14 protein-coding genes are annotated in these 13,573 nt (G+C 73.2%); 10 read left to right on the top strand and 4 right to left on the bottom strand.

The features are described from left to right. Window positions 1-642: 642 nt before the first annotated feature. From AB0G50_RS27890 to AB0G50_RS27855, 8 genes are all read left to right on the top strand, one after another. Window positions 643-1,530, top strand: a complete 888-nt coding sequence (locus tag AB0G50_RS27890; protein ID WP_360113917.1) for an exopolyphosphatase — start codon at window positions 643-645, stop codon at window positions 1,528-1,530. A 9-nt stretch (window positions 1,531-1,539) separates the two neighbouring features. Beyond that, complete coding sequence (locus AB0G50_RS27885) at window positions 1,540-1,941, top strand: STAS domain-containing protein (protein ID WP_360113914.1); 402 nt, start codon at window positions 1,540-1,542, stop codon at window positions 1,939-1,941. Further along, the gene (locus AB0G50_RS27880; protein WP_360113911.1) at window positions 1,938-2,306 is read left to right on the top strand and encodes a hypothetical protein; all 369 of its coding nucleotides are present in this window, start codon (window positions 1,938-1,940) and stop codon (window positions 2,304-2,306) included. Before AB0G50_RS27885 ends, AB0G50_RS27880 begins: the two co-directional genes overlap by 4 nt. Window positions 2,307-2,315: 9 nt before the next feature. Further along, entirely contained in the window at window positions 2,316-2,798 is a 483-nt protein-coding gene (locus tag AB0G50_RS27875; RefSeq protein WP_360113908.1) for a GNAT family N-acetyltransferase, read from the top strand. A gap of 55 nt (window positions 2,799-2,853) precedes the next feature. After that, window positions 2,854-3,759 carry an anti-sigma factor RsbA family regulatory protein gene (locus AB0G50_RS27870; protein ID WP_360113905.1) on the top strand — a complete coding sequence of 302 codons (906 nt, stop codon included), beginning with the start codon at window positions 2,854-2,856 and terminating at the stop codon, window positions 3,757-3,759. 238 nt (window positions 3,760-3,997) lie between these two features. Next, window positions 3,998-4,717 (top strand): alpha/beta fold hydrolase, encoded by a 720-nt coding sequence (locus tag AB0G50_RS27865; RefSeq protein WP_360113902.1) that lies wholly within the window; start codon window positions 3,998-4,000, stop codon window positions 4,715-4,717. A 260-nt stretch (window positions 4,718-4,977) separates the two neighbouring features. Continuing rightward, window positions 4,978-5,643 (top strand): HAD family hydrolase, encoded by a 666-nt coding sequence (locus AB0G50_RS27860; protein WP_360113899.1) that lies wholly within the window; start codon window positions 4,978-4,980, stop codon window positions 5,641-5,643. A 32-nt stretch (window positions 5,644-5,675) separates the two neighbouring features. Beyond that, a complete protein-coding gene (locus AB0G50_RS27855) occupies window positions 5,676-6,632 on the top strand; it encodes a TIGR03557 family F420-dependent LLM class oxidoreductase (protein WP_360113896.1) in 957 nt (318 codons plus the stop codon). On the opposite strand, the gene AB0G50_RS27850 is transcribed toward AB0G50_RS27855, so the two are convergent. The 3 genes from AB0G50_RS27850 to AB0G50_RS27840 all read right to left on the bottom strand — a co-directional run bounded on the left by AB0G50_RS27850 (window position 6,629) and on the right by AB0G50_RS27840 (window position 10,180). After that, a complete protein-coding gene (locus AB0G50_RS27850) occupies window positions 6,629-7,885 on the bottom strand; it encodes a protein kinase (protein ID WP_360113893.1) in 1,257 nt (418 codons plus the stop codon). The genes AB0G50_RS27855 and AB0G50_RS27850 overlap by 4 nt on opposite strands. A 484-nt stretch (window positions 7,886-8,369) precedes the next feature. Beyond that, entirely contained in the window at window positions 8,370-8,855 is a 486-nt protein-coding gene (locus AB0G50_RS27845; protein ID WP_360113890.1) for a hypothetical protein, read from the bottom strand. 44 nt (window positions 8,856-8,899) lie between these two features. Then, window positions 8,900-10,180, bottom strand: a complete 1,281-nt coding sequence (locus AB0G50_RS27840) for a PucR family transcriptional regulator ligand-binding domain-containing protein (protein ID WP_360113888.1) — start codon at window positions 10,178-10,180, stop codon at window positions 8,900-8,902. An 82-nt stretch (window positions 10,181-10,262) separates the two neighbouring features. Here AB0G50_RS27840 and gabT point away from each other — a divergent pair, with 82 nt between their 5' ends. Further along, complete coding sequence (gene gabT / locus AB0G50_RS27835) at window positions 10,263-11,537, top strand: 4-aminobutyrate--2-oxoglutarate transaminase (protein WP_360113885.1); 1,275 nt, start codon at window positions 10,263-10,265, stop codon at window positions 11,535-11,537. Next, a complete protein-coding gene (locus AB0G50_RS27830) occupies window positions 11,534-12,961 on the top strand; it encodes an aldehyde dehydrogenase family protein (protein WP_360113882.1) in 1,428 nt (475 codons plus the stop codon). The genes gabT and AB0G50_RS27830 overlap by 4 nt, the downstream gene beginning before the upstream one ends. A 58-nt stretch (window positions 12,962-13,019) precedes the next feature. Here the strand turns inward: AB0G50_RS27830 and AB0G50_RS27825 are convergent, their stop codons facing one another. Next, window positions 13,020-13,472, bottom strand: a complete 453-nt coding sequence (locus tag AB0G50_RS27825; RefSeq protein WP_360113879.1) for a VC0807 family protein — start codon at window positions 13,470-13,472, stop codon at window positions 13,020-13,022. Window positions 13,473-13,573 lie beyond the last annotated feature (101 nt).

Raw genomic sequence — 13,573 nt, 5'->3', positions numbered from 1 at the left:
CGGTGGCGCGGTGGCGCGGTGGCGCGGTGGCGCGGTGGCGCGGTGGCGCGGTGGCGCGGTGGCGCGGTGGCGCGGTGGCGCGGTGGCGCGGTGGCGCGGTGGCTACCGGCTCGAGACGGGGGCGGACGGTGTGGGCACAGTGCGTCGGCGGGCCGCGGCGCGGGCGGACGGGGGTGGCGTGTTGCGCAGGGGCGGCGACATAGGCGGGCCGCCTGGCGCCTGGCGCGGACAGACGGCGCAGGGCAGACGGCCCAGGCAGGCAGCGCAGACGGGCAGCGCAGACGGAACGTGGGCGCGAGCAGCGACCGCGGGCGGATGGCGCAGGCAGGCGGCTGCGTTCGTCTCGGCGACCCGCCGGCGGGGGCTGTAGGCGGAGCGGCCGTTCGGTAGGTGGGGGTCGGGGCGTTCGGGTGGTTCGGAGGGCGTGGTGAGCGGTGGGGTTGTTGAGAGGTGGGATTGTGGGGTTGTTGAACGATCCGGCGAAACTGATGAAGCATCACCTTGCTGGTCGCCGCCACAACAGGTGAGAAGCGCGTCAGTTTCTCACCCGATCTGGTTTAACCCGCTGGTGAATGGGCACCCTGCCGTACCGATAACTAAGTAGCGGTTGGTGGTGCGCGGATGCCGGGTGGACGCGAACGGGTGGGTGTACTCGACGTCGGTTGCTACAGCGCCAGTCTGGTCGTGGTCGACCAGTCGATCCTCCGTCCGGTCGTCACCCACAAGACCCGACTGCACCTCGACGCGGCCCTCACCCCTGACAACCGATTGCGCCCGGACGGCGTCAATCAAGTCGTGGGAGCGATCAGGAACGCCGCGCACGTGCTCGACCGGACCGACGTCACCGGGTTCACCGCCTTCGCCACCTCCGTCATCCGCGATGCCCGCAACGCCGAGGACGTCCTGGCCGAGGTGCGCCGACGCACCGGCGCGGTCCTGCACGTCATGACCGGCGAGCAGGAGGCCCGCCTCGCCTACACCGCCGCCAGGGCGTGGTTCGGCTGGACCGCGGGCCCCCTGCTGGTCCTCGACGTCGGCGGCGGCACGGTGGAGATCGCGGCGGGCGAGGACGCCGAGCCCGCGCTGACCCTCTCGCTGCCCCACGGCGCGCGCACCGTCACCCGCCGGGGCGAGTTCGACCCCACCGAACTCCGCACCCGCCTGGAACGCCTCCCCCGCACCGACCACCGCGTCGTCGGCTGCTCCAAGGTCTTCCAGCAGCTGGCGAGGCTGGCCGGCGCCCGACCCCAGCGCGAAGGCCCCCACCTGCGAAGACACCTGCACCTGGCCGACCTCAGGGAGTGGATACCCCGCCTGGCCGCCATGTCCGCCGACGAGCGGTCGCGGCTGCCGGGCATCAGCAAGCACCGCGCCCGCCAGTCCCTGGCCGGCGCACTGGTCGTGGAAACGCTGATGAGCGCGAGCGGACGCGACGTCGTGGAGATCTGCCCGTGGTCCACCAAGGAAGGCCTGCTGCTGGACCTCCAGCGCAAGGCCGAGCGCGGCGACGAGTTCTGCCGGGTTGCGTGAGGAGCGAGGATGCTGGCGTTGTCGGTCGAGTCCCACCGGACGGGTGCCGCCGTCGTGGTGGCGACCGGGGAACTGGATCTCGCGGGCGCCCGCCGCGTGCTGGAGAAGCTGGACCGCCTGGTCACCGAGGGCCGGGACCGGATCGTGCTGGACATGTCCGGCGTGGCGTTCTGCGGCGCGCAGGCGATGAGCGCGCTGGTCCGCACCAGGGCACGCGCCCAGCGCGCGGGCGGCTGGCTGCGGCTGGCCAACGTGCCGCCGCACGTGCGCCGGGTGTTCCAGAAGACGGACCTGGACCGGTTGTTCCCGGAGTTCGCGGACGTGGCCGCGGCGACGTCGGGCCGTCCGGCGCTGCCCGCGCAGCGCACCCGGAGTGAGCCGCGGCGCGAAACGGGTAGCCCCGGGTCGTGAGCACCATTCAGGTACGCCGAGACATCCCCGCCCTGCCCGACCTGGTCTTCGCCACGGCCGCCGAACCGGCGCGGCTGGCGGAGTGGCTGCCCGAACCGCTGACCCTGGTCGGGCTCAACGACGACGTGCTGATCCTGCGGTGGCACGACGAGCCGCACCAGATCCGGGTCACCGCCGACCTCGACCGGCTGCGCCTGGACTGGCACGCGCTCGCCGACGAGCGCTGCCGGGGCTCGCTGGAGGTGGCGCTGGTCGGCGCCGCCGGCAGCGTCGCGATCCTCGAGATGACCGGCCCGGACGACCTCGCCGCCACCCTGCTGGAGGCGCTGGCAAAAGAAGTTGAGCGGACGTTCGCGCCGGGTTGAGATGACCCCATGCCCATCCGCGCCGCCCACCCCTCCGAGTTCACCCTCCTCCAGGCCGTCGAGGACGCCTCGGGCGAGGTGTTCCGCACCATCGGCATGCCCGAGATCGCCGACGACGACCCGATGCCGCTCGAGGCGATGCGCCACGCGCACGTGTGGGTCGCCGACGAGGCCGGCCCGGTCGCCTGGGTCGCGGCGCTGGAGGTCGACGGCCAGGCGCACGTCGAGCAACTCAGCGTGCACCCCGACCACGCGCGCCGGGGCATCGGCGCGGCGCTGCTGGACCACGTCGCCGCGTGGGCGGCGGAACGGGGTCTCGCCGGGTTGACCCTGACCACGTTCCGGGACGTGCCGTGGAACGGCCCGTACTACCGCAGGCTCGGTTTCGCCCCGGTGACCGCGCTGTCCCCCGGCCTGGCGGAGATCGTGGCGGCCGAAACGGCGCGGGGACTCGACCCCGACGCGCGCGAGGTGCTGCGCAGGGGCGTGTGAACCGGGGGACGAACGGGTAGACCCGAACAGCCCGCCCCCGTTCGGAGGTCAGCCCGTGGTCGATTTCGTGCACGAGGCACTGCTCTACCGGGACGACGCCGAGTTCGTCGCCGGCACGGTGCCGTTCGTGCGCGAAGGGCTCGACAACGGCGAGCCGGTGCTCGTCGCCGTTCCGCCACAACGCGCCGAGTTGCTGCGCCCGGCGCTGGGTCCGCACGCCGCCGAGGTCGAGTTCGTGGACATCACCCGCGTCGGCCGCAACCCCGGCCGCATCCTGCCCGGCGTGCTGACCCCGTTCTGCGACGACGCCCGCAACGCCCGCGCGGACCGGGTCCGGGTGGTCGAGGAGCAGGTGTGGCCGGGGCGCAGCGCGTTGGAGTACCCGGCGTGCGTGCAGCACGAGGCGCTGGTCAACACCGCGCTCACCGACCGCCGGGCCTGGCTGCTGTGCCCGTACGACGCGACGCGGCTGACCGCCGGGCAGGTCCGGGACGCCGAGCGCACCCACCCCGTCGTGCACCGCGAGCCGAACCCGGACTACGGCGAGCCGTTCGCGGTGGCCGAGGAGTTCAACGTCCCGCTGCCGCCGCCACCGCCCGACGCGGTCGTCGCGGTGTTCGACCTCGGCCGGCTGGACCGGGTTCGGGCGCTGGTCGCGGACTTCGCCGTCGGGTTGGCCGCGGACCGGGTGGAGGACCTGGTGCTCGCGGTGAACGAGTTGACCACCAACAGCGTCCTGCACGCCGCGGGCGCGGGCACGGTGCTGCTGTGGCGCGAGGGCGCGGTGGTGGTGTGCGAGGTGCGCGACGAGGGCGGCCGGACCGGTCCGATGGTCGGCCGTCGACGCCCGGACGCCACGTCGCGCGGCGGTTTCGGCGTGGTGCTGGTGCACCTGGTGTGCGACCTCGTGCGCGTGCACACCCACGCCGGCGGCACGGCGGTGCGCGTCCACCTCGGGTGAGCGGTCCCCGGCTGCGGCTCGCGCGAGGCGCTTTCGGTCGTGTGGTTCGTGTGTGGGGCGCGTGCGGTGTGGTGCGCCGGCCGGTATTCCACTTGTGCGGGGCCGAAGCCGTTTTCGGTGGTGTGCCTCGGGCAGGCGGCCGGTGTGCCTCCCTGGATGGCTGATTCCCGTTATCCCGCACGGCGTTGCGCGCGGAAGTGGTGCTCGCGCGCGGCCCGGCACCGGCACAATCGGTGGAATGAGTCCCGCACTCCTGCTCGCCCACGGCGCCGGCGGCTCCGCCCGCGCGAACTTCAACCCGCTAATCCCCCGGCTCTCCCGCACCCGCCCGGTGTTCGCACCGGACTTCCCCGGCTCCGGCTCGACTCCCCGTGCCACCGGACCGCTCTCCCTGGACGACCTGGCCGACCGGTTGCTGGCCACCACCGACGCGGCCGAGGTCGAGATCGTCGGGTACTCGCTGGGGTGCGCGGTCGCCGTGCGCGCCGCGACCCGGTACCCGGACCGGGTGCGGAAACTCGTGCTCACCTCCGGGTTCGTGCGCGTGGACGACGAGACCCGGGCGCGGATGGCGCGGTGGGGCGAACTGCTCGGCGGCGACCGGGACGCCATGGCGCGCTGGATCATGTCCGTGGTGCTGGGCGAACCCTTCCGCCGCGCGATGCCGCCCGACCACGTCGAGGGGTTCCTCGAGCTGATCGCGCTCACCGTGCCGCCGGGCACCGAGGAGCAGGTGGAGTTGGTGCGCGGCACGGACCTGCGCGACGACGTGGGCCGGGTGGCGGTGCCCACGCTCGTCATCGGCACCAAGCACGACCGGTTGATCACGCCCGCGCTGACCCGGGAGTTGGCCGACTCGATCCCCGGCGCGCGGTGGGCCGAGCTGGACAGCGGCCACGCGCCCGCGTTGGAGGCGCCCGCGGAGTGGTTGCGGTTGATCGAGGACTTCCTGGGCTGAGCCGGGTTTTCCCCGCCCCGGTGGAATTTTCGGGCCGGGTGCTCGAACCTCGCGCCCGGCGCGGGACCCGGGCCAGGGGCGCGGGGTGCGCGTCGGGTCGCGGGGTCCCGCCGGTCGGCGGGTGCTCGTCGGGCGCGGGGTGCGCGTCGGTGCGTGAGGATCCTGTCGGTCGGCAAGGGCTCCTGTCGGTTGGCGGGGTGCGCGTCGGGGCGCGGGGTACGCGTGCGTTTGTCGCGGCGTCGGCGGGGTTAACCACGGCCATGACCAACACGCTCGTCCTGGACGTGGACGGCACCCTCGTGGACACCAACTACCACCACGCGGTCGCCTGGTTCCGCGCCTTCCGCCGCCACGACCTGACCGTGCCCACCTGGCGCCTGCACCGGGCCATCGGGATGGGCGGTGACCGGCTCGTCGCCGAGGTCGCCGGTCGGCACGTCGAGGACGAGCGCGGCGACGACATCCGGGCCGCGTGGGCCGAGGAGTTCGAGCCGATGCTCGCCGAGGTGCGGCCGCTCGAGGGCGCGCACCGGCTGGTGACCTCCGCGCTGGAGCAGGAGTTCGCCGTGGTGCTGGCCAGTTCCGGACCGCGGGCGCACGTCGACCGGTACCTGGCGCTGCTCGACGTGCCGGACGTGCCGTCCACCTCCGCGGACGACGTCGACAGCTCCAAGCCCGCGCCCGACCTGATCACCGTCGCGCTGGAACGGGTCGGCGCCGGGCGGGCGGTCGTGGTCGGCGACTCGGTGTGGGACTGCGAGGCGGCGCGGCGGGCCGGGTTGCCCGCGGTGGGCTTGCGGACCGGCGGGTTCGGCGAGGACGAGTTGCGCGCGCACGGCGCGTCGGCGGTGTACTACGACCTGGACCGGTTGCGGGCGGATCTCGTCGACCTGCCGTTCGCGGCCGTGTCGGTGGAGTTCGCGTAGTCCGCGTGGGCGGGGAGAGTCGGGAGGGTGCCGTGCGCATCGGGTACACGCTCATGACCGAGCAGGCCGGGCCGCGGGAGCTGGTCCGGCACGCGGCGCGGGCCGAGGAGGTCGGGTTCGCGTTCGAGGTGATCAGCGACCACTACTTCCCCTGGCTGGACGAGCAGGGGCACGCGCCGTACGCGTGGAGCGTGCTGGGCGCGGTCAGCCAGGTGACCGACCGGGTCGAGCTGATGACCTACGTGACGTGCCCGACCGTGCGGTACCACCCGGCGGTGGTGGCGCAGAAGGCCGCGACGGTGCAGCTGCTGTCGGACGGGCGGTTCATCCTGGGTCTGGGCGCCGGGGAGAACCTCAACGAGCACGTCGTCGGGCGCGGCTGGCCGTCGGTGAACGTGCGGCACGAGATGCTGCGCGAGGCGGTGGAGATCATCTCCCAGCTGTTCGACGGCGGGTACGTGAACTACGCGGGCGACCACTTCCGGGTGGATTCGGCGAAGCTCTGGGACCTGCCCGAGCGGCGGGTGCCGATCGCCGTCGCGGTGTCCGGGTCGCAGTCGGTGAACGCGTTCGCGCCGCTGGCCGACGCGATGGTGGCCGTCGAGCCGGACGCCGAGCTCGGCAAGGCGTGGGACCTGTTCCAGGGCGCGAACGCGCGCAAGATCGGGCAGTTGCCGGTGTGCTTCGACCCGTCGGCGGAAGAGGCCGCGGTGCGGGCGCACGAGCAGTTCCGGTGGTTCGCGGGCGGGTGGAAGGTCAACGCGGAGTTGCCGGGCACGGCCGGGTTCGCGGCGGCCACGCGGTTCGTGCGGCCGGAGGACGTGGCGGCCCGGATCCCGTGCGGGGCCGACGTCGGCGCGGTGGTGGAGGCGGTGGCGGCGTTCCGGGAGGCCGGGTTCACCGACCTCGCGCTGGTGCAGGTGGGTGGCGGGCACCAGGAGGCGTTCCTGGACTGGGCCGCTGCGGAGTTGTTGCCGGCCCTGGGCTAGCCCTCGGCGTCGGGCTGGTTCTCGTCGACCGGGTTCTTCTTGGTTTTGGTGGTGCCGTTCTTCTTCGTCTTCACGGTGGGGGACGCCGGTTCCGCCGTCGTGGGGTCCGGTGTGCCGGCCTCGGTGGTGGGATCCGGTGTCGCGGCGGGGACCTCTTCGACCACGGTGATGATCGACGGCGGGAGCGTCGTGACCGGCGACTGCGGTTCCGGCGCGGGCGCGGTGCTCGGGGTGCTGGGCGTTTCGGTGGACTTCGGGGTGTCGATCGTGCCGACCGCGTCGCGGTTCAGGGCCGGCTCGGGTGGTTCCTTCAGGAAGACCACGGCCAGCAGGGTGATCGCGGCCGCCATCGCGGCCACCACGCTCAGGGTGCGGCCGGTGGGTGTTCGTGTTCGCGGGGTCGGGCGGTCCGCGACGCGGATCGTGGACAGCGGGCGGACGCCCTGGCTCGTGCGCTCGGCCTCGGCCAGGAGGTGGGCGCAGGCTTGCGCGGAGGGCCGTTTCGTCGGGGACGTGGCGGTCATCGCGGTCAGCACCTTGGCCCACGGCGCGGGCAGGTCGGCCGGGATCCGCGGTTCCCGGTGCAGCCGCGCCAGGGCCGCCTCGGTGTCGCCGCCGGGGTACTCGGGGCGGCCGGTCAGGCATTCGAGGAGGACCAGGCCCAGGGCGTAGACGTCGGACGCCGGGGTGACGTCGCTCCCCCGGACCTGTTCGGGCGCGAGGTAGCCGGCGGTGCCGACCAGGATGCCGGAGCGGGTGACCCGGGTGACCTGCGCCTGGAGGGCGAGACCGAAGTCCGCCAGGTAGGCGCGGCGTTCGCCGGGTTCGAGGAGGATGTTCGAGGGTTTGACGTCGCGGTGGACCACGTCGTGGGCGTGCACGTGGGAGAGGATCTCGGCGATCTGGGAGCCGATTCTCGCGACGACCTCGGGGGCGAGCGGTTCGCGCATCCGGCGGCGCAGCGTGCCGCCTTCGATGGGTTGCATGACGTAGAAGGGACGGCCTCGGTGGGAGCCCGTGTCGTAGACGGTCACCACTCCGGGGCAGCGTAAAGCGGCCAGCATCTGGGCTTCCCTGGCCAGGCGGATCTGGTCCTCCGGGGTCGCGGTGCCGAGGAAGAGCTTGATCGCCACCTTGCGCTCGAGTCTGGTGTCCAGGGCGCGGTAGACCTCGGCCATGCCTCCGGATCCGTACAGGTCTCCCAGTTCGTAGCGCTCGTCCACTACCTCACCGGACAGGTCCCCGTCCCACATCGGCCGACCTCCGTTGCGACTAGCCTCCATGGTCGCTCCGATGGCGGAACCTACCGTCACTCACCGCAGTCGAGCTACCGGGTATGCAGGATCGAGTCCATCTCCCGTACACATTTTCGGCTGATGTAGGTGGTGGGGGTGTGGCCGAGGGTGCGGGCGAGGGGTGCGGGCGAGGGGTGCGGGCGAGGGGTGCGGGCGAGGGGTGCGGTTGATTCGGGTGTGGCTTGGGATTCGGGCGGAAAAGCGTCCTCGCCGGACGGGCAGCGCCTCCGGGGAGGAAGGGCGGTTGCGTGCTCTCCCCGTATGGCCTGCCTGAGGCAACCACATGCGTCAAGGGGGCAGTCACGTCTTTGGCTGACGGTCGTGCGTGTAAGAGCCCCCTTGACACATGCGGTTGGGCTGCGCCCAGGCCATACGGGGAGAGCACGCCAGGCTTGGCCTGTGGGCTGGAGCCTGTGTGTTCCGGGTTGCGTGGCGTGTGGTGTTACGGCGTCGGGGTTGTGGTGGGGGGACGGGGGGTGGTGGTTTGGGGTGGGAGGGTGGTGGTGGGTGGGCCTGAGGCTGCGGGCCTGGTGCCGCTGAACAGGTGGGTTTCCACCTGGTGGTCGGTGGCGTCGCCGAACGCGAAGATCAGGTAGGTGGTGCCCTTCGTGAGGCGGATTCCGCATTGGGCGCCGCTGATCGACGTCGAGACGTCCACCCTTCGGGGGACGTCGCCCTTCCACTCCTTGCCGACCTTCACCGCGTAGCGGTACTTGTCGTCGTACTGGTCCGGGGAGGTGCCCGGGTCGAAGGTCTCGCTCAGGATCTTGCCCTCGAAGACGAACGTCGCGCGTTGGTAGCGCTGGGCTTCCGTGTCGCCCGGCACCGGGCTGCACGCGCTGGCCTCGCCGGCCAGGACCGCGGTCATCAGGCCGCCGACCACCGCGGTCACCGCGGCCGAGTACGTCAACAAACGCAGGCGCGCCAAGGGGTCCCCCTCGAATGAGTACGGGTGCGGCGGCCTGGTCGACGTTACCGGGGTGCGTGCAGCGCGAACCAGAGTTCGGCCCGCAGCTTCGCGGAATCGAGCGATCGTCCCAGGAGTTCCTCGGCCTTTCGGACGCGGTTGCGGGTGGTGTGGCGGTGTACGCGGAGTCTGGCCGAGGCCGGGTCCCACTGGCCGTGGCAGCTCAGCCAGACGCGCAGGGTGTCGCGGAGGGTGTCGTCCAACGGGGCCAGGAGGTCCTCGGCGAAGGCGGCGGCGTCGGTGGACAGGAGGCCGGAGCCCTCGACCTCCTCGAACGTGTCCACGCCCTCCTGCCACGCCCGCAGGGCCTCGCGGTAGCCCCTCGCGACCGACGTGGCGTCGACCTCGGTGGACGAGGCGGCGGGGACGTCGACGTGCGCGGCCAGGACGACGGTGCGGCCGTCGTGGAGGGCGCGGAAGCCCGGGGTTTCGGCGTCCTGGTGGCGGAGGATGTGCACCCGGAACGGGGCGGTGGGGGTGCCGGGGACCGGGACGCCCCGGAGCAGCAGGGCGAACCGGGTCGAGTGGAGTTCCCCGCGGACCGCGTCCACCTCGTCCGACCTGGTCAAGGCCAGGGTCAGCAGGGAGGCGGCGGTGTTGACGACGTTGCGGTCGGCCGGGTCGAGCGTGGTGGCCGCGACGGCGAGGAAACCCCGGCGGCCCAGGGCCTGGATCTCCAGGTGGCGGTTGTCGTCGCGCCACGTGGACGCGGCGGGGCCGGCGCCCAGGCGGCGGACCTCCTCGGTCAGGTCCGGGAACGTGCCGGTCGCGTGCACCACCGCGCCGGTGTCGTCCAGGAGCGCCGCCGAGCCGTCGAGGAGGCCGGCCAGGCCGGTGATCACCGCGGCGGTGCCCTTCGGGCTCACGGCGGCACGGGTGAGGGCGTGCTGGGCTTCGCTCGTCCGGGTGAGGTTCGCGTACTCGTCGGCGGCCACGGCGCGGGAGACGGCCTTGGTGATGGCGATGAACGGGATCGCCCGGGGCACCTCCACCAGCGGGAAGTCGCGGGCGCGGGCGGCGTCGACCAGCGTGGTGGGGACGTGGTCGTGGCTCAGGCCGGTGCCGAAGCCGAGGCCCGTCGCGCCCGCCCGCACCAGGCGGTCGACGTAGGCGTCGTGCGGGCCGAGCGCGAGCCCCGTGGTGAGGAGCAGCTCGCCGCCCTCCAGGAACGGGGTGGGGTCGGCCAGCTCGGTGCTGTGGACCCACGACACCACGCGGTCCAGACCGGTGCGGACGTGCACGGGCAGGCCGACCTCGTCCGCCAGCCCGCCGACTGTCAGTGGCATGTCCACTGTGTACAACATGCGGGTGGGTGATGGCCATTTCGAACACTGTGCGAGAACTGCTTCGAGCGCCGATGCTGTGGGCATGCCCCGTCTGCGCACCGCGATACCCGGACCCCGGTCCCGGGAGTTGCAGGCGCGACGGGTCGCGGCCGTGGCCGCCGGGGTCGGTTCCGCGCTGCCGGTGTACGTCGAGCGCGCCGAGAACGGCCTGCTGGTCGACGTGGACGGGAACCGGTTGATCGACCTCGCGTCCGGCATCGCGGTGACCGGGGTGGGCAACCCCGCGCCTCGGGTGGCGAGCGGGGTTCACGAACAGGTGGATCGATTCACCCACACGTGTTTCATGGTCACGCCCTACGCCGGTTACGTCGAGGTGTGCGAGCGGCTGAACGAGCTGGCGCCCGGGTCGTTCGAGAAGCGGTCCGTGCTGGTCAACTCGGGCGCCGAGGCGGTCGAGAACGCGGTCAAGATCGCCAGGCGGGTCACCGGGCGGCCGGGTGTCGTCGTGCTCGACCACGCCTACCACGGGCGCACCAACCTGACCATGGCGCTGACCTCGAAGGAGATGCCCTACCGGCACGGCTTCGGGCCGTTCACGCCCGGCGTGCGGCGGGTGCCCGGGTCCTACCCGTACCGGGACGGGCTGTCCGGGGTGGACGCCGCCGCGCGGACCGTCGCCGACGTCGACCCGGCCGAGGTGGCGTGCCTGGTGGTCGAGCCGATACCGGGCGAGGGCGGGTTCCTCGTGCCGGCGCCCGGTTACCTCGCGGAACTCGCGCGGTGGTGCGCGCGGCACGGGGTGCTGCTGGTCGCCGACGAGGTGCAAACCGGGTTCTGCCGCACCGGCGCGTGGTTCGCGTGCGAGCACGAGGGCGTCGAGCCGGATCTGGTGACCACCGCCAAGGGCGTCGCGGGCGGGTTGCCGCTGGGCGCGGTGACCGGGCGGGCCGAGGTGATGGACGCGGTGCACGCGGGCGGGCTCGGCGGCACGTTCGGCGGCAACCCGGTGTCGTGCGCGGCGGCGCTGGGCGCGCTGGAGACCATGCGGGCGCTCGACCTGAACGCGGCGGCCCGGCGGATCGAGGAGGTCGCGCTCCCCCGGTTGCGCGCGGCCGTCGGCGGGCACGGCGAGGCGCGCGGACGGGGCGCGATGCTCGCCGTGGAGTTCGCCGACCGCTCCCCCGACCTCGCCTCGCGCGTCGCGGCCGCGTGCCACCGCGCGGGCGTGGTCGTGCTGACCTGCGGCTCGCACGGCAACGTGATCCGGTTGCTGCCGCCGCTGGTCATCCCCGAAACCCTGCTGGACGAAGGACTCGCCGTGCTGGAGCACGCGATCGAAGAAGGAGTCACCCGATGAGCACGCCCTACTGGGTCGCCGGCCGGCCGTCGAGCAGCGCGGACGTGGTGGAGGTCCGGAGCCCGTTCGACGGCTCACTGGCCGGCACCACCTCCCAGGCCATGGCCGCGGACGTCGAGGCCGCCGTCGCCGCCGCCGAGGCGGTCGCCGACGAGTACGCCGTCCTGCCCGCGCACGTCCGCGCCGCCGCGCTGGACCACGTGTCGCGCCGGCTCGCGGAACGCGCCGACGAGGTGGCCGCGCTGATCACCGCCGAGGCGGGCAAGCCGCTGAAGTGGGCGCGGGCCGAGGTGAACCGCGCGGTGTCGACGTTCCGCTGGGCGGCCGAGGAGTCGCGGCGCTTCTCCGGCGACCTCCAGCGCCTGGACACCGACCCGACGGCCAACGGCAGGCTCGCCCTGGTCCGCCGGGTGCCGCGCGGTCCCGTGCTGGGCATCGCGCCGTTCAACTTCCCGCTGAACCTGGTGGCGCACAAGGTCGCGCCGGCCGTCGCGGTCGGCACGCCGATCATCCTCAAGCCCGCGCCCGCCACCCCGCTGGTCGCGTTGCTGCTGGGCGAACTGCTGGCCGAGACGGACCTGCCGGCGGGTGCCTGGTCGGTGCTGCCGGTGCCGAACGAGGTCGCCTCGGAGCTCGTGGCCGACCCGCGCCTGCCGGTCGTGTCGTTCACCGGCTCGGGCCCGGTCGGCTACGGCATCCTGGACCGCGTGCCGCGCAAGCACGTGACGCTGGAGCTCGGCGGCAACGCGGCGGCCGTCGTCTGTCCTGATTGGACGGACCTGGACTGGGCCGCGCAGCGGATCGCCACGTTCTCCATGTACCAGGCGGGTCAGTCCTGCATCTCGGTGCAGCGGGTGTACGTGCACGAGGACGTGTTCGACGCGGTGGCGGACGCGGTCGTGGCCCACGTGCGCAAGCTGAACACCGGCGTGCCGACCGACGAGGCGACCGACGTCGGCCCGCTGATCAACGAGGCGGCGGCGGTCCGGGTGGAGAACTGGGTCAACGAGGCCGTGTCCGCGGGCGCGACGCTGCTCACCGGCGGCACCCGGGACGGCGCGGTCGTCGCGCCGACCGTGCTGGCGAACGTGCCGGAGGACTGCAAGGTCGTGGCCGAGGAGGTGTTCGGCCCGGTCGTCGTGCTGACCCCGTTCTCGACGGTGGACGAGGCGTTCGCCAAGGTCAACAGCTCCCGGTTCGGCCTCCAGGCGGGCTTGTTCACCAACGACGTCAAGCTCGCGTTCCGGGCTTCGGCGCGGCTGAAGGTCGGCGGCCTGATCGTGGGCGACGTGCCGAGCTTCCGCGCCGACCAGATGCCGTACGGCGGCGTGAAGGAGTCGGGCATCGGTCGCGAGGGCGTGCGCTCGGCCATGGACGACCTGACCGAGGAGCACGTGCTGGTGCTGACCGGCCTGGAGCTGTAGCGCCCGGCGGACGCCGGGTCCGGTCGTCGCCGCGGGGCGACCGGACCCGGTGCGCCGGTCAGCCCGGGTGCGCCGGTTGGGCCGTGACGATCGGGCGCGGCGGGCGCATCCGGAGGCGGGTGCAGCCGATCGCGAGCACCAGGAGCACGAGCAGCGGCGCCTGCGACAGCAGGAACGACCGGTCGATCTCCTGGGCGCTGTAGGCGTAGACGACGACCACGCGGAGCACGGCGTCGGCGAGGAACGCCGCCGCCCACACCGCGGTCACCGACCGGGTCGTCGCCCGGAACCGCGCCGAGCGCTCCCCCGCCCGCTCGTAGCCGGTGAGCAGCTCGGGATCACCCCTGGTGGCGAACAACTTCCCGGACTCGAACACCAGCGGCCGGCCCGCGAAGCACGTCACCAGCGCGGAGATCCCGGCGACGCCGACCAGGAACGCGGGCTTGAGCAGCAGCACCCGCGAGTCCTCGGTGACGAGCAGCAGTGCGAGCGAGAGCGCCAGTTCCAGCAAGGATCAGCAGGCCGAAGCCGTCGATCCGGCGCGCTCGCAGGGAGTTGACGGTCGTGGCGACACCGGTGGCCGCGCCGGAGAGCACGAGCGCCCACCCCTCG

It is taken from the genome of Actinosynnema sp. NPDC020468 (assembly GCF_040642015.1).
Taxonomy (GTDB): domain Bacteria; phylum Actinomycetota; class Actinomycetes; order Mycobacteriales; family Pseudonocardiaceae; genus Actinosynnema.
Note: the sequence above shows the minus strand (reverse complement) of the source record. Positions and strands in the feature narration are given on the sequence as shown.

Bases quoted from the DNA above. Each gene is read 5' to 3' on its own strand.
- AB0G50_RS27885 (WP_360113914.1), top strand. From the start codon at position 1,540: ATGCTGGCGTTGTCGGTCGAGTCCCACCGGACGGGTGCCGCCGTCGTG.
- AB0G50_RS27875 (WP_360113908.1), top strand. From the start codon at position 2,316: ATGCCCATCCGCGCCGCCCACCCCTCCGAGTTCACCCTCCTCCAGGCC.
- AB0G50_RS27865 (WP_360113902.1), top strand. From the start codon at position 3,998: ATGAGTCCCGCACTCCTGCTCGCCCACGGCGCCGGCGGCTCCGCCCGC.
- AB0G50_RS27860 (WP_360113899.1), top strand. From the start codon at position 4,978: ATGACCAACACGCTCGTCCTGGACGTGGACGGCACCCTCGTGGACACC.
- AB0G50_RS27850 (WP_360113893.1), bottom strand. From the start codon at position 7,885: ATGTGGGACGGGGACCTGTCCGGTGAGGTAGTGGACGAGCGCTACGAA.
- AB0G50_RS27840 (WP_360113888.1), bottom strand. From the start codon at position 10,180: ATGCCACTGACAGTCGGCGGGCTGGCGGACGAGGTCGGCCTGCCCGTG.
- gabT (WP_360113885.1), top strand. From the start codon at position 10,263: ATGCCCCGTCTGCGCACCGCGATACCCGGACCCCGGTCCCGGGAGTTG.
- AB0G50_RS27830 (WP_360113882.1), top strand. From the start codon at position 11,534: ATGAGCACGCCCTACTGGGTCGCCGGCCGGCCGTCGAGCAGCGCGGAC.